The following is a 14,285-nucleotide window of genomic DNA, read 5'->3' as shown; positions in this document are numbered from 1 at the left end:
TCCCGCCGCATTGATTCGGTCACCTTCGAAGAAAAGGCCACGGCGTAGGAAAACGGATCTATTGGTTTTCTCGCCGGTCCCGTTCATCCGGCCCACACATTGTTGAAACGCGCACGACCGAAGGAAATGGGTTCCTTTGGAGCGCATGTCCGAAACGGGGGTCGAAAGCTCCGGCCGCGGGTGGCCCCCGAGGCAAATCCGCATGTCGCGCCCGAGTGACCGGGAAGGGCCCCAGCGCCTCCCCGGTGCTTCTCCCGTGCCGCCCCGGTCGCCCCGCCGGTTCCCGACGGGCGCGTCACCCGCCCGTCCGGCCGGGCCTCCGCCCGGCCGCGACGTGGCACCAATACGCGTACGGTAGGGTTTACCTGCGCGTTCCCACGGTTCACCGGCGCGGGACGCGACGGGACGTGGCGCAGCTTGGTAGCGCACTTGACTGGGGGTCAAGGGGTCGCAGGTTCAAATCCTGTCGTCCCGACCAGCACGAGGTGGTCGGAGGCCGTCTTCTCGGACGAGAAGACGGCCTCCGCCGTGCTGGGGCTCAGATCCCGCGGTCGTGTGACGGGTACCGTGCCGCGACCGCGCCCAGATATCCCCGCAGCATCACCTTCGCCTCCTCCAGCAGCGCCGCGTCCCCCGCAGGGTCCCGTCGGAACGCCTCCTGGGCCAGGGCGTCCGCCGCCAGGACCGCCGCGTGGGCGGCGCGGGCCGCCGCCTCGTCGTCGTCCGCCATGTCCAGGGCGAGCAGGACACGGCGGACGCCGTCGGCCATCCGGCGTTTGTGCTCGCGGTCGGCGGCCCGGGTCCGCTCGGTCAGCCCGCTGCCGAACCACAGGGCGCGGAAGCCGTGTTCGGTGCGGTAGACGTCGGCGAACGCGTCGAGCAGCACGCCCACGGGGTCCTCCCACCGCTCGGCCGCGGCGGCCCGCACCAGGTCGTCCATGACGGCCTCGATACGCGCGAAGTACCCCGCCGCCAAGGCGTCGATGAGCGCGTCGCGGTCGGGCAGGTACTGGTAGAGCGAGCCGACCGAGACCTCCGCCTCCGCCGCCACCCGGGTCGTCGTGAGCGCCTCGACCCCCTCCGCGACCAGGACGCGCTCGGCGGCCCGGAGCAGCAGTGCCAGCCGGGCCCGGCTGCGTGCCTGCCGGGGGGTGCGGCGCAGCGGAACGGCGCCCTGATCCGCGTCTGCCGGGCTCAAGAACCGCCTCCGAACATGAAGGTGACTTTGTTTCACGTTTACGCTACCGTCGCGCCCATGACCGACTCAAGCTCCGCGCTGGGTCAGGAGCGGGCCGCCGTGGCCGACGCCTGCCGGCGCCTGGCGGCCGAAGGCCTCCTCATCGGTACGGCGGGGAACGTGAGCCTGCGCGCGGGGGACCGGGTCGCCGTCACGGCGACCGGAGCGGTCCTCGCCCGGATCACCGCCGAGGAGGTGACCGTCGTAGACCTGGACGGCAGGATCGTGGCCGGCACCCTGCGACCCACCTCCGAACTGGAACTGCACCTCGGCGTGTACCGCCGTCACGGCACCGGAGCGGTCGTCCACACCCACGCCCCCATGGCCACCGCCGTGGCCTGCGTGCTCGACGAACTGCCGTGCTTCCACTACCAGTTGCTCGCCCTGGGCGGCACGGTCCGGGTCGCGCCGTACGCCACCTTCGGTACCCCCGAACTCGCCGTGTCGGTGCTCGACGCGCTGGACGGACGCGGCGCCGCCCTGATGGCGAACCACGGCGCGGTCACCCACGCCCCGACCCTGGACCAGGCGGTCGAGCACGCCCTGCTGCTCGAATGGGCCTGCGGCGTCTACCGGCACGCCACCGCCATGGGGCGGCCCCGCGTCCTCGACGAGGGACAGCAGCGCGCCGTGATCGAGGCGGCGTCGGCCCGCGACTACGGCACCACCCACCCCGTACCACCCGTGCAGGAGGGAAACCGATGAGCCTCGGCTCGATGACCGTCGTCACGATGGGTGTACACGTCCTGGACGTGCTGGTACGGCCCGTGGAGGCCATACCCGAGGGGCAGGGCGCGACCCTGGTCGAGGACATCAGGATGACCGCCGCGGGGACGGCCGGCGGCACCGCCCTCACCCTCGCCAAACTGGGCGCGTCGGTCCGCAGCGCGGGCGCCATCGGCACCGACCCCACCGGGGACATGCTTCTCCAGCTCCTCCGACGGGCCGGAGTCGACACCGAGTTCCTCGTCCGTCGCACCGACACCGCCACCTCCGCGAGCGTCCTGCCGATCCGCCCCAACGGCGACCGGCCCTCCCTGCACCTGCTCGGCGCCAACATCACCTACGGCCTCGACGACGTGCCCTGGGACGCCGTCGCCGCCGCCACCCATCTGCACCTCGGCGGCCCCGAACTGATCGGCGTCGACGTCGCCGCGCGCATCCTGTCGTACGCCAAGGAGCACGGCACGGTCACCTCCGTGGACCTCCTCGCGCCCGGTGTGCTGGGCAGCTTCGAGCAGATCGAGGCGGCACTGCCGTACATCGACCACCTGCTGCCCAACGAGGACCAGGTCCTCGGCTTCTCCGGTGAGCCGGACCTGGCGGCGGGCGTGCGGAGACTGCGCGGCGCCGGGGTGGGAACGATCGCCGTGACCCGAGGCGGGGACGGCGCCCTCGTGGTGAGCGCCGACGGGAGCGAGACCGTGCCCGCCTTCGCCGTCGACGTGGTCGACACCACCGGGTGCGGCGACGCGTTCTCGGCCGGCTATCTGCGGGGTGTCGCTCTCGGGCGCGTACCGGCGCAGGCCGCCGTCCTGGGCTGCGCCGCGGCGGCCCTGGTCGCCCAGGGACTCGGCAGTGACCACGGCGACTTCGACCTCGCCGCCGCCGACGGGTTCGCGGGGAGCGCCAAGACGCGCCCGTGAGGCCGCCCGGGGCGACAAACCGTTGGACAACCGCCGCGACGCTGCCCATCGTTGGGGCGCATGGACCAGCAGCAGATCTGGGACGCCGAGTCCGCCCGGCGCTACGACACTCCGGGCACCGGCATGTTCGCACCCGAGGTCCTCGGGCCGCCGTCGACCGGCTCGCCGAGCTCGCGGACGGCGGCCGGGCGCTGGAGTTCGCCGTCGGGACCGGGCGGGTCGCGGTCCCGCTCGCCGCGCGGGGTGTGCCCGTCACCGGTGTCGAGCTGTCCCGCCCGATGCTCGACCGACTGCGCACCAAGGCCGACGAGACGGCGATCCCGGTCGTCGTCGGGGACATGGCGACGGCGCGCGCACCGGGCGAGTACACGCTCGTGTACCTCGTCTACAACACCATCGCCAACCTCCTCACCCAGGCCGAGCAGGTCGCGTGCTTCCGCAACGCCGCCCGCCACCTCGGGCCCGGCGGCCGGTTCGTCATCGAGCTGTGGGTGCCCGAGCTGCGCCGCCTCCCGCCAGGACAGGAGGCGACCGTCTGGAACTCCGAGCCCGGCTACATCGGCCTGGACACCTACGACGTACTGCGCCAGTACGTCGTCTCCCACCACTTCACCTTCGACGAGAGCGGCCGACGGGCCCGGCTGGACCGCACCCCGCACCGCTACATCTGGCCCGCCGAACTCGACCTGATGGCCCAACTGGCCGGCTTCGGGCTGGAGTCCCGGCACGCCGACTGGACCGGCTCCGCGTTCACCGCCGAGTCGCGGTCCCATGTGTCGGTGTACCGGCTGCCGGAGCCTGGTGCGCGCACCCCCTGACTCACCTGCTGGACGCCCTCTTGACGGCGGCCGGGGGCGGATCGACACTCGGACCGGGAATCCTAGTGAAAAGGTAGGGAAACGCATGGGGTGTGAGACGGTCGCCCGCCGAGTGAGCCGCACGGCGTGGTCGTCACCCCTTCTCACCTCCCGCCGCCACATCGACCTGCTGCGCGTCTGCAGCGCGATGCCCCAGGGCTGAACCCGCCCTTCCCCCTGCGCCGAACCCCCTCGACGGTGTCCCCGCGGCACGGTCCCGGCCGGCGCGCGGGACCCGGGCCCGTCCTCCCGTCCGACCGCTTCCGTCCGACGTCGCATCCGCCGCGCGTCCGTCCACGCGCATGCCCCCGGGGAGAGTCATGTCCGCCACACCGCTCGCCGCCCACCCGTCCGCCGGTCCGGCCCCCGCCTTCCGGGGCCGCATCGGCCGCGACGCCCGCAGCGGCCACTACGCCGTGCCGCGCCGCTACCGGCTCCACCTGTCAGCGGCCGACCCCGACGGCCTGCGCATCGCCGTCACCCACAGCCTGCTCGGCCTGGACCGGGCCTGTCCCGTCACCTTCCTGCCCGCCGTCCCGGACTGTCCGGACGGCGGCCACTCCGCGCTGCGCCCCCTGTACGAGGCCAGCGCCCACCACTACACCGGACCCGCCCTCGCACCGGTGCTCAGCGACGACTGGTCCGGGCGGATCGTCTCCACCCACGGGCCCGACATCGCCCGCGACCTCGCCCGGCACTTCGGCGGCGGCCGGACCTCGCTGTACCCGTGCGGCAGGGAGTCGGAGATCGAGGCCGTCGAGCGGATGTGCGCCCAGGGCATCGAGGGGGCCGCGCAGCGCGCCGGAGCGGCCGGCACCGAGGAGTCCGAGTGCACCGCGGCCCTCGGCACCCTCCTCGCACGCTCGGCGTCCTCGACCAAGGGCTACGTATCCAGAGCTATCTGATCGACGACCAGATCACCGCGGCGGACGTCGAGTTGTGGGTCGCGCTGGTCCAGCTCGACACCGTGCACCGGCATCACCTCGACGCGGACGCCGTACGCCGCATCGCGGGACACCCCGCCCTGTGGGCGTACGCCCGACGGCTGGCCGCCCACCCGGCCTTCGGTGCCCATCTCGACCTCGACGGTGTCAACCGCCGCCACCACGCCCGCTGTCAGGGTCTGGAGGCCGCCGGCTCCGCCGTCCAGATCCTGGACTGGGCAACCCACTCCACCCCCGGCACTGACGCAGAAGCGCAGGTCGGGAAGGTCTGACCGGGTCCACCACCTGGACGGCGTTGACATTCGTTCGGGCAACTGTCTTACTTACGCCCCAGAACGGTCATGAGCGTCAGCGACAAGCCCTGGCTTGCTGACCGGCAACCCTCGCTCGGCGGTGGGGTGCCCCAGGTGACGACCGGACCGGATGACGTTTTTTGTGGCAGACGCTTCGGTAAGCGCGAGGGCCCCACGGGGCCGGACAGAGACGGTGACGGACATGTACGCAGATCTCAGGACGGCGGCCCGCCGCCCCCGGGGCTGCGTACGGCCGTACCTCGACATCCTGGTCGCCGACCGCGCCGTCGATCTCCAGCGCGTGAACAGCGCACTGTGTACCGCACCGGGCCGTGCCCGCTGTCGGGGCTGAACCCTTCACACCGTTCGCCCGACACCGCGTTCCCGACGAACACCGCCCGAACGGTGTGCCGTTGTCCGCCCCACCCCGGTTCCCCGTACACATCCGTGCGCCGTGCGCGCCGGCCCGTCACGGCGCGGTCCCCGCCGCCCTGCCGCGCCGCCGCAGCCACCCACGCCTGCCGTGATCCGGGGTGCCCCGACTCCCGCCGGAGCCCCTCATGAGTGAACCCCCAGGCGCCGTGACCCTCGCCGAGGCACCACCCGCCGACCCCCCGCCGCCGCGGAAGCTCACCGCGCAGCGCGTCCAGCCGCTGCGCCGGCCCGGGCGGTGGATCGCCACCGTGGTCGTACTGGTACTGGCCGCACAGTTCGTGCACGGCCTGGTGACCAACCCCTTCTACCAGTGGGACCGCTTCGGCTACTGGTTCCTGCGGCCGACGATCCTCGACGGACTGCTGATCACCCTCGAAGTGACCGCGTGGAGCGCGGTGCTGGGACTCCTCGGCGGCATCCTGCTCGCCCTGGCCCGGCTCTCCAGGAGCCCGGTGCTGCGCGCCGCGAGCTGGACCTACGTCTGGGCGCTGCGCTCCATCCCGCTGATCGTCGTGCTGCTGTTCCTGTACAACTTCAGCGCCCTGTACAAGACGTTGAGCGTCGGTGTCCCCTTCGGGCCCGCCTTCCTCACCTTCGACGAGTCCCGGCTCGCGACCGACATGGCGATCGCCGTGATCGGCCTCAGCCTCAACGAGGCCGCGTACGCCGCGGAGGTCGTCCGCGGCGGCATCCTCTCCGTCGACCAGGGCCAGCACGAGGCGGCGTCCGCGCTCGGCCTGCCCAAGGGCTACCAGTTCCGGCGGATCGTCTTCCCGCTGGCCCTGCGGTCGATCACCCCCAACTACGTCAACCAACTGATCGGCCTGATCAAGAGCACCTCGCTGGTCTTCTACGTGTCGCTGCTCGACCTGTTCGGCACCGCCCAGTCGATGGGGTCCACCTACCCCGGCGACATCGTGCCGCTGCTGCTGGTCGTCACCGTCTGGTACCTGATCCTCACGAGCCTCGTCTCCGTCGTCCAGTTCTACGTCGAGCGGTACTTCGCCCGGGGCGCCACGCGCTCCCTGCCGCCGACCCCGTTGCAGAAGCTGCGCACCGGCCTGCGGGACCTGCGGGAGCGTGCGCGCAGGGAGGCCGCCGTATGAGCGCCGAGACCGCCCAGACCGTCGTGACCACGAAGGCCGCCGGGCCCGTCGGGCCCGCCGAGGCGCCGCCCGCCGCCGTGGAGGTGCACGGCGTGCACAAGTGGTACGGCGGCCACCGGGTACTGGACGGGGTCGACCTGACCGTACGGCCCGGCGAGGTCACCGCCGTCCTCGGCCCGTCCGGCTCCGGCAAGTCCACCCTGCTGCGGGTCATCAACCACCTGGAGAAGCCCGAGATCGGCTACGTCAGCGTCAACGGCGAGCCGATCGGCGTCCGCCGGCACGGTGACCGGCTGCGCGAGCTGAGCGAACGGGCCATCCTGGCCCAGCGCAGCCGCATCGGGTTCGTCTTCCAGAACTTCAACCTCTTCCCGCACCTGACCGTGCTCGACAACGTCGCCGCCGCCCCCGTGGCGACCGGCCGGCTCAGCAGGCCCGCCGCCCGCGAGCTGGCCCATGAACTCCTTGACCGCGTCGGCCTCGCCGACAAGGCCACCGCCTACCCCCGGCAACTGTCCGGCGGCCAGCAGCAGCGCGTCGCCATCGCCCGTGCCCTCGCCCTGCGCCCCGGCGTCATCCTCTTCGACGAGCCCACCTCCGCCCTCGACCCCGAACTCGTCGGCGAGGTCCTCGCCGTCATCAGGAACCTGGCGACCAGCGGCACCACCCTCGTCATCGTCACCCACGAGGTCGGCTTCGCCCGCGAGGTCGCCGACCGGGTCGTCTTCATCGACGGCGGAAGGATCGTCGAACAGGGCCCGCCCGCCGAGGTCCTCGACAACCCGCGGCACGAACGGACACGGGACTTCCTCAGCAAGGTCCTCTGACAGTCGGCGCCGCGCGCACTTCCCCCCACACACAGACCCACGGCACCACCACGACCCATCTCACCGGCAAAGCGACAGGCCACAAGCGCCACGCCACAGACACCAAGCCACAAGCACCAACGACAAGCACCAACCACAAGCACCAAGCCTCCAGCCACATGCGAAAGCCACGAAGGACGGTCATGTCTAGCCACATCACCCGACGCAGCCTGATACGCGGCATCACCGCGGCGACCGCCGTCGCCACCCTGGTCACCGGGCTCGCCGCCTGCGGTGGTGCCAGCGACGCCGCCACCACGACCGACGCCGCCGGCTCGGGCGGCGTGACCGTCGGCCGGGTCTCCAACGGCGCCGCGAAGGAGACCACCCTCAAGGTGTCCGAGGTGAAGTCGATCAGCGCCCAACTGCCCGACGCCGTACGGAAAAGCGGCAAGCTGGTGATCGGCAGCGGCACCCTGCCGTCCGGCTCGGCGCCGCTGGGATACATAGGCGGCGACCAGAAGACCCTCACCGGTTCCGAGCCCGACCTGAGCCGGCTGGTCGCCGCGGTGCTCGGCCTCGAGCCGGAGATCAAGCAGTTCACCTGGGAGAACCTTTTCGTGGGCCTCGACAGCGGGAAGGTCGACGTCGCCCTCTCGAACGTCACCGTCACCGAGGAACGCAAGCGCAAGTACGAGTTCGCCTCCTACCGTAAGGACGACCTGGCCCTGGAGGCGCCCAAGTCGAGCACGTGGACGTTCGACGGCGACTACGAGGTGCTGGCCGGCAAGACCCTCTCGGTCGGCGCGGGCACCAACCAGGAGCGGATCCTGCTGGCCTGGAAGAAGAAGCTGGAGAGCGAGGGCAAGAAGCTCACCGTCAAGTACTTCCAGGACAACAACAGCGCCTATCTGGCCCTGAACAGCGGCAAGATCGACGCCTACTTCGGGCCGAACCCGAGCATGACCTACCACTCCGCCAAGACGGCCGGCACCCCCAACGAAACGCGTATCGCGGGCCGGTTCTCCGGGGCGGGGGCGAGCCTCCAGGGGCTGATCGCGGCGACCGCCAAGAAGGACAGCGGCCTCGCCGAACCCCTGGCCGCCGCCCTCAACCACCTGATCGACAACGGCCAGTACGCCAAGTGGCTCGCCGCCTGGAACCTGTCCGACGAGGCCGTCGCCAAGTCCGAGGTCAACCCGCCCGGGCTGCCGTTGAGCGACTCCTGATCAGCCGTCAGAGACGAGCGACCCTGTCGGCCACCCCATCGAGAGAGGGGAATCCGCCTCCGTGACCCGTCACACCCGTCACACCCATCACACCGGTCACACCCGTCTCCGCGGAGGCGGAGCCCCGGCCATCCGCTCGCGCCCCCTCGGCAATGCCGTCCGGGCGGACCCGCACACCCTCGCCGGGCCCGCGACGGTCGTACGCGTCGAGCCCGCCGACGACCTACCCGACGGATGGGAGGTCCTCGGCGGGGAGGCGGGCGTCCGACTCGTCGCCCGTACCGCCCCGGGCCACCGCCGCGGCCGCGCCACCCGCCTGATCCGCGCCGTGTCCGCGGGCCTCCTTGGCCGCGGCGACGTCCCGCACGCCGGGAACACGCTGTGGAGCCGGGGCGTTGGGACTTTCGACGAGATGTACCAGGCGCCGCCGGGGACGGTGAGCGGCCGATCACGAGGGGCGGAGGTGACGGACGTGCGGGACATGAAGACAGCGCGGGACATGAAGACAGCGCGGCGCACCGGCGTTCCGAACCCGCTCCGGTCCATACATCTCCACTCCCGGCCTCACATCGACCTCCAGCGCGTGGCCGGCGCCCTCTGTTGTTCCTGACCCCGTTGCCTCGCCCCCGAGCCCGCTGACCACCGGCGGGCCCGGTGCTCCCGTACGGACCTCCAGGAAGGCACCTCCGTGTCCTCGACACCCGCTGTCCCCCTGCATCTCGCCGTCGCCCTCGACGGAACCGGCTGGCACCCCGCCTCCTGGCGCGAGCCGGTCTCCCGCCCCCGTGAACTGTTCACCGCCGGCTACTGGGCCGACCAGGTGGCCGAGGCCGAGCGCGGCCTGCTCGACTTCGTCACCATCGAGGACGGCCTCGGCCCGCAGTCCTCCCATTTCCTGGACCCGGACGAGCGCACCGACCAGGTCCGCGGCCGGCTGGACGCGGTCCTGATCGCCGCCCGGATCGCCCCCCTGTCCCGCCACATAGGCCTGGTCCCGACGGTGGTGGCCACCCACACGGAGCCGTTCCACATCTCCAAGGCCGTCGCCACCCTCGACCACGTCAGCTCCGGCCGGGCCGGCCTGCGCGTCCAGATCACCGCCCGCCCCACCGAGGCCGCCCACTTCGGCCGTCGCACCATCGCCCGCATCGAGGCCTACGACGCCCCCGCCACCCGGGAACTGGTGGCCGACCTCTTCGACGAGGCGGGCGACCACGTCGAGGTCGTGCGCCGGCTCTGGGACAGCTGGGAGGACGACGCGGAGATCCGCGACGTCACCACCGGCCGCTTCATCGACCGGGACAAGCTGCACTACATCGACTTCGAGGGCCGCCACTTCAGCGTCAAGGGCCCCTCCATCACCCCCCGCCCCCCACACGGGCCAGCCCCTGGTCCACCGCCCTCGCCCACGACACCGTCCCCTACCGCCTGGTGGCCCGCGCCGCCGACGTCGGCTACACCACCCCGCACGACGCCGGACAGGCCCGCGCGATCCTCGCCGAGATCCGCGCCGAACAGGAGGCGGCGGGCCGGGTCGACGAGCGGCTGCACGTCTTCGCCGACCTGCTGGTCTTCCTCGACGACGACCCGGCCGAGGCCGCCGCCCGCCGCGACCGCCTCGACACCCTCGCCGGTGAGGAGTACACCGGCGACGCCCGCATCTTCACCGGCACTCCGGTCCAACTCGCCGACCTGCTGGAGGAGTTGCGCGATACCGGCCTGACGGGCTTCCGGCTGCGCCCCGCCGTGGTGGGCCATGACCTGCCGGCGATCACCCGTGGTCTCGTCCCCGAACTCCAGCGCCGTGACGCCTTCCGCCGCGCCTACGAGGCCGACACCCTGCGGGGGCTGCTCGGCCTGCCCCGCCCCGCCAACCGTTACTCCCCCAGGCTCTCGGCTGCGCTCGAGCCCGCGGGGACCCCCATCGCCTGAGCCGGAGGGAACCCCGACATGAGCAAGCCCCGGAAGCAGATCCACCTCGCCGCCCACTTCCCCGGCGTCAACAACACCACCGTGTGGAGCGACCCCCGGGCCGGCAGCCACATCGAGTTCGCCTCCTTCGCCCACTTCGCGAAGACCGCCGAACGCGCCAAGTTCGACTTCCTGTTCCTCGCCGAGGGACTCCGGCTCCGCGAACAGGGCGGGCGTATCTACGACCTTGACGTCGTCGGCCGCCCCGACACCTTCACCGTCCTCGCGGCACTCGCCGCCGTCACCGACCGGATCGGCCTGACCGGCACCATCAACTCGACCTTCAACGAGCCCTACGAGGTGGCCCGCCAGTTCGCCAGCCTCGACCACCTCTCCGACGGCCGCTCCGCGTGGAACGTCGTCACCTCCTGGGACGCCTTCACGGGCGAGAACTTCCGCCGCGGCGGCTTCCTCCCACAGGAGGAGCGCTACTCCCGCGCCAAGGAGTTCCTCGCCACGGCGAACGAACTCTTCGACTCCTGGCGGGGCGACGAGATCATCGCCGACCAGGCCACCGGCACCTTCCTCGCCGACGCAAAGGCCGGCGCCTTCGTCCACGAGGGCCGGCACTTCGACATCCACGGCCGCTTCAACGTCCCCCGAAGCCCCCAGGGCCGCCCGGTGATCTTCCAGGCCGGTGACTCCGACGAGGGCCGCGAGTTCGCCGCGTCCAGCGCCGACGCCATCTTCAGCCGGTACGCCGCCCTCGACACCGGCCAGGCCTTCTACACGGACGTGAAGTCCCGCCTCGCCAAGTACGGCCGCCGCCCCGACCAGCTGCTCATCCTGCCCGCCGCCAGCTTCGTCCTCGGCGACACCGACGCCGAGGCCGAGGAGATCGCCCACGACGTCCGCCGCCGGCAGGTCAGCGGCGCCACCGCGATCAAGCACCTGGAGTTCGTCTGGAACCGGGACCTGTCCGGCTACGACCCCGAGGGCCCCCTGCCCGACATCGACCCCGACCCCGGGGAACACCACATCGCCCGCGGCCGTGCGCAGGTCCGCATGTACCGCGATCCGCTGGCCGTCGCCCGGGAGTGGCGGGAGCTGGCCGCAGCGAACAACTGGTCCATCCGCGACCTGGTCATCGAGACCGGCAACCGGCAGAACTTCATCGGCTCCCCGGCCACCGTCGCCAGAACCATCAACGACTACGTCCAGGCGGACGCCTCCGACGGCTTCATCCTCGTCCCGTACCTCACGCCGGGCGGCCTCGACGAGTTCGCCGACAAGGTCGTCCCGCTCCTCCAGGAACAGGGCGTCTTCCGCACGGAGTACGAGGGCAGCACCCTGCGCGACCACCTCGGCCTCGCGCACCCGGACGAGAGGGGCGCGGCTCACCGGGCGGCGTCGTGACGTTCCCCGCGGCCGGCTGACCGGGCACCGTCGTGGCCCGCCCCGGAAGCGGCCGCGCCCGTCTCCCTCCCCCGAAGGTGACGGACGCCGGCCATTTTCCCCCGGCGCCGGAATGTGGTCCGGGTGCGCGTACGGCGCCGTCCCCCGCCGTCACCAGCACATGACGGCGGTCTCTCCCGCACCCCAGCCGGAGTACAGCCGGACACGGACGACATAGCGGCGGCCCTTGACGAGCCGGGCCCTGATCGTGACGTTGTGCGGTGTGCCCCCGTCGTCCCGGCCGGCCAGGAAGCGGGGCTCCCCGTCCCGTTCCTCGAAGACCACGACCACCGAGTCACCGTCCCCGAAGGTGCCGAAGCTGTACTCGCGAGTCTCCGGCGGCTCTACGGTGAAGTCGGCCTGCTCGCCCGCCGCCAGCGACAGCGGCACCGAACGGAACGGCACCAGCGCGGGTGGACGGGGCGTGTCGAGCGGCGGATACCAGCGGAGCGCGAACTCCTTGTCCAGCGGTGACAGCGCCCCGGCCGGATGCACACCCCCGCGGTACTGCTCCGGCTCCAGGATCAGCCCTGCCGTGAACGGATACTCCATCACGGACTGCGGGTCCCAGACCGAGCCGTTGACCTCCGCCGGATCCAGCTTGCGCAGGATGTTGAAGAACGTGCGGTCCCGGCTCCAGAAGTTCGGCGGGCCCGCCAGATCGGCGTACACGGCCTCGTCGTCCCAGTGGATTCCGGCGAACGGACTCTGGTGCTCGTGCTGCATACCGAGGGCGTGCCCGATCTCGTGCAGGGCCGTCGCGCGCTCCCCGGGCGCGGTCAGATCCCAGCCGAAGTTCATGGTGCGCTCGTTCAGACCGGCCCGCAGCGCGTCCCGGCCCACCGCCGACCAGGAGCCGTCGCCCTGCTGGAACCCGATGCGCAGCTCGGCCTCCGACCGGTCGTCGACCTCGGCGAACGACACCCCGATGCCGGGATCCCGCCACGCGCGGAACGCGTCACGCACCACGTCCTGCTGAGTCTTGTCCCCGGCCCACGACACCCACCGGGTCCCCCCGGAACCCGGCACCGGGATGACCGACCCGTCGGTCTCGCCGTCGAGGAAGCAGTAGTGCAGCACGGTGCCGTTGACCCACATCCGGCGACCGCTCATGAGCGCGCCGAGCCGTTCGGCGGCCAGCCCCGGAGCGAACGCGGGAGCCGGCTGCTGCGCGAGCGAGCAGTAACGGGCGGTCATGGGCTCCAGGTTGCCCCGCAACGCCGGGCGGGGCGTGAGTCGGGGGCTACTCAAGTCGCCCTGTATCAGGCATGAGTATGCGCACTCCTGTAGATGTGACGACTTCCGTACGCGACGCAAGGACCCTGCGGCCACTCCCGTCGCCGCCGTGGCCGTTCACCGGCCGGGACGAGGAACTGGAGCTGCTGCGGCGCTCGTCGGGCGCCGGGCGCCCCGGCATCATGGTGACCGGCCCGCCCGGCTGCGGCCGTAGCCGACTGGCCGCGGAGGCGGTGCGCGGGGCGGACCTCGTGCGGGTGGCCGGCACGCCCGAGACCCGTCCTACGGCCTTCGCCGCGTTCGCCCATCTCCTGCCCGAGGGCGTCACACTCCACCGGGCGGTCCAACTGCTCGCGGGGGTACGGCTCCTGCTCGTCGACGACGCCCACCTGCTCGACGACGACTCCGCCGCCCTCGTCCATCATCTCGCCGTCCATGGGCGCACCCGGCTGCTGGTCCTCGCCACGGACGGCGCACCGGCTCCGGGGGCGGTGGCCCGCCTGCGTTCGGGAGACCTCCTGCCGCGCCTCGCCCTGGAACCCCTGCCCCGCGAGGACATCACCCGGTTGCTGGCCACCGCCGCGGGGGTCCCGCTGGAGCCGCTCACCGTGAACCGGCTGCACCGGCTGGCCCGGGGGGACCTCGGTCTGCTGCGTGACCTGCTGGAGGCTCTGCGGGATCAGGGGGCGCTGGGCCGCGACCCGGAGGGCGGGGAGTGGAGGTGGCGCGGGCCGGTACCGGTGACACCTGCCCTGCGTGAGCGGGCCGCCGCCGTCCTCGGCCGGTCCTGCCCCGAGGAGCGGGAGGTCCTCGACCGGCTCGCCTTCGCGGAGCCGTTGCCGGTAGGGGTGGAGGGGCTGGATCTGGGTGTGCTGGAGCGGCTTGAGATGGATGGGCTGGTGCGTGCCGACGGCGACGGCGGCGACCGCGATCCGACGGTCCGGCTTGTGCATCCGGTGCACGGTCCGCTGTTGCGGGCGGTCGCGGGGCGGTTGCGGGCCCGCCGGCTGGCGGAGGGCCGGGGTGCGTGGCGGGCGGCGCTGGAGGCGGAGGCGGAGGAGTTGGTGCGGCGGATCGACGGGGCGACGTCCGGTCGGGGGTGGCGACCGGCTGGGGGAGGGTGCTGGGTG

The 14,285-nt window shown here is 72.2% G+C and carries 11 protein-coding genes, 1 tRNA gene, 4 pseudogenes and 1 riboswitch; of the genes and pseudogenes, 14 read left to right on the top strand and 2 right to left on the bottom strand.

What is annotated here, in order from left to right:
• Window positions 1-401 precede the first annotated feature (401 nt).
• Window positions 402-478: transfer RNA gene (locus BM536_RS03765), tRNA-Pro, on the top strand.
• Window positions 479-538: 60 nt separating this feature from the next.
• Here BM536_RS03765 and BM536_RS03760 read toward each other — a convergent pair.
• A complete protein-coding gene (locus BM536_RS03760) occupies window positions 539-1,198 on the bottom strand; it encodes a TetR/AcrR family transcriptional regulator (protein ID WP_094102514.1) in 660 nt (219 codons plus the stop codon).
• A gap of 57 nt (window positions 1,199-1,255) precedes the next feature.
• Here BM536_RS03760 and BM536_RS03755 point away from each other — a divergent pair, with 57 nt between their 5' ends.
• The 12 genes and pseudogenes from BM536_RS03755 to BM536_RS03710 all read left to right on the top strand — a co-directional run bounded on the left by BM536_RS03755 (window position 1,256) and on the right by BM536_RS03710 (window position 11,880).
• Window positions 1,256-1,942, top strand: coding sequence for a class II aldolase/adducin family protein (locus BM536_RS03755; RefSeq protein WP_073496080.1), 687 nt, complete (start codon window positions 1,256-1,258; stop codon window positions 1,940-1,942).
• A gap of 11 nt (window positions 1,943-1,953) precedes the next feature.
• A complete protein-coding gene (locus BM536_RS03750) occupies window positions 1,954-2,883 on the top strand; it encodes a carbohydrate kinase family protein (RefSeq protein ID WP_073496084.1) in 930 nt (309 codons plus the stop codon).
• Window positions 2,884-2,943: 60 nt separating this feature from the next.
• Window positions 2,944-3,701, top strand: a pseudogene (locus BM536_RS03745) (class I SAM-dependent methyltransferase).
• Window positions 3,702-3,786: 85 nt separating this feature from the next.
• The gene (locus BM536_RS44245; RefSeq protein ID WP_319181953.1) at window positions 3,787-3,903 is read left to right on the top strand and encodes a putative leader peptide; all 117 of its coding nucleotides are present in this window, start codon (window positions 3,787-3,789) and stop codon (window positions 3,901-3,903) included.
• Window positions 3,904-4,060: 157 nt separating this feature from the next.
• A pseudogene (locus BM536_RS03740) lies at window positions 4,061-4,956 on the top strand (glutathione S-transferase C-terminal domain-containing protein).
• A gap of 65 nt (window positions 4,957-5,021) precedes the next feature.
• Window positions 5,022-5,147: riboswitch (SAM riboswitch) on the top strand.
• A gap of 32 nt (window positions 5,148-5,179) precedes the next feature.
• On the top strand, window positions 5,180-5,329 hold the full coding sequence (locus BM536_RS40690; protein ID WP_158086490.1) for a hypothetical protein: 150 nt from the start codon (window positions 5,180-5,182) through the stop codon (window positions 5,327-5,329).
• A 208-nt stretch (window positions 5,330-5,537) separates the two neighbouring features.
• The gene (locus BM536_RS03735; RefSeq protein WP_073496078.1) at window positions 5,538-6,518 is read left to right on the top strand and encodes an amino acid ABC transporter permease; all 981 of its coding nucleotides are present in this window, start codon (window positions 5,538-5,540) and stop codon (window positions 6,516-6,518) included.
• Window positions 6,515-7,345, top strand: coding sequence for an amino acid ABC transporter ATP-binding protein (locus BM536_RS03730; RefSeq protein ID WP_079275109.1), 831 nt, complete (start codon window positions 6,515-6,517; stop codon window positions 7,343-7,345). Before BM536_RS03735 ends, BM536_RS03730 begins: the two co-directional genes overlap by 4 nt.
• A 182-nt stretch (window positions 7,346-7,527) precedes the next feature.
• Window positions 7,528-8,553 carry a transporter substrate-binding domain-containing protein gene (locus BM536_RS03725; RefSeq protein WP_073496076.1) on the top strand — a complete coding sequence of 342 codons (1,026 nt, stop codon included), beginning with the start codon at window positions 7,528-7,530 and terminating at the stop codon, window positions 8,551-8,553.
• A 61-nt stretch (window positions 8,554-8,614) separates the two neighbouring features.
• Entirely contained in the window at window positions 8,615-9,163 is a 549-nt protein-coding gene (locus tag BM536_RS41645; RefSeq protein WP_073496075.1) for a putative leader peptide, read from the top strand.
• Window positions 9,164-9,241: 78 nt separating this feature from the next.
• A pseudogene (locus BM536_RS03715) lies at window positions 9,242-10,485 on the top strand (LLM class flavin-dependent oxidoreductase).
• An 18-nt stretch (window positions 10,486-10,503) separates the two neighbouring features.
• Window positions 10,504-11,880, top strand: a complete 1,377-nt coding sequence (locus BM536_RS03710; RefSeq protein WP_073496071.1) for an NtaA/DmoA family FMN-dependent monooxygenase — start codon at window positions 10,504-10,506, stop codon at window positions 11,878-11,880.
• Between the two features lie 150 nt (window positions 11,881-12,030).
• Here BM536_RS03710 and absR1 read toward each other — a convergent pair whose 3' ends face one another.
• Window positions 12,031-13,116 carry a beta-glucuronidase AbsR1 gene (gene absR1 / locus BM536_RS03705; protein ID WP_073496069.1) on the bottom strand — a complete coding sequence of 362 codons (1,086 nt, stop codon included), beginning with the start codon at window positions 13,114-13,116 and terminating at the stop codon, window positions 12,031-12,033.
• A 71-nt stretch (window positions 13,117-13,187) separates the two neighbouring features.
• Here absR1 and BM536_RS42275 point away from each other — a divergent pair.
• Window positions 13,188-14,285, top strand: a pseudogene (locus tag BM536_RS42275) (hypothetical protein); the annotation flags it as partial.

It is taken from the genome of Streptomyces phaeoluteigriseus (assembly GCF_001896135.2).
Lineage (GTDB): Bacteria > Actinomycetota > Actinomycetes > Streptomycetales > Streptomycetaceae > Streptomyces > Streptomyces phaeoluteigriseus.
This window is presented reverse-complemented; position numbering and strand designations above follow the sequence as displayed.

Bases quoted from the DNA above. Each gene is read 5' to 3' on its own strand.
- absR1 (WP_073496069.1), bottom strand. From the start codon at position 13,116: ATGACCGCCCGTTACTGCTCGCTCGCGCAGCAGCCGGCTCCCGCGTTC.
- BM536_RS03735 (WP_073496078.1), top strand. From the start codon at position 5,538: ATGAGTGAACCCCCAGGCGCCGTGACCCTCGCCGAGGCACCACCCGCC.
- BM536_RS03755 (WP_073496080.1), top strand. From the start codon at position 1,256: ATGACCGACTCAAGCTCCGCGCTGGGTCAGGAGCGGGCCGCCGTGGCC.
- BM536_RS03710 (WP_073496071.1), top strand. From the start codon at position 10,504: ATGAGCAAGCCCCGGAAGCAGATCCACCTCGCCGCCCACTTCCCCGGC.
- BM536_RS40690 (WP_158086490.1), top strand. From the start codon at position 5,180: ATGTACGCAGATCTCAGGACGGCGGCCCGCCGCCCCCGGGGCTGCGTA.
- BM536_RS03730 (WP_079275109.1), top strand. From the start codon at position 6,515: ATGAGCGCCGAGACCGCCCAGACCGTCGTGACCACGAAGGCCGCCGGG.
- BM536_RS03750 (WP_073496084.1), top strand. From the start codon at position 1,954: ATGACCGTCGTCACGATGGGTGTACACGTCCTGGACGTGCTGGTACGG.
- BM536_RS03725 (WP_073496076.1), top strand. From the start codon at position 7,528: ATGTCTAGCCACATCACCCGACGCAGCCTGATACGCGGCATCACCGCG.
- BM536_RS44245 (WP_319181953.1), top strand. From the start codon at position 3,787: ATGGGGTGTGAGACGGTCGCCCGCCGAGTGAGCCGCACGGCGTGGTCG.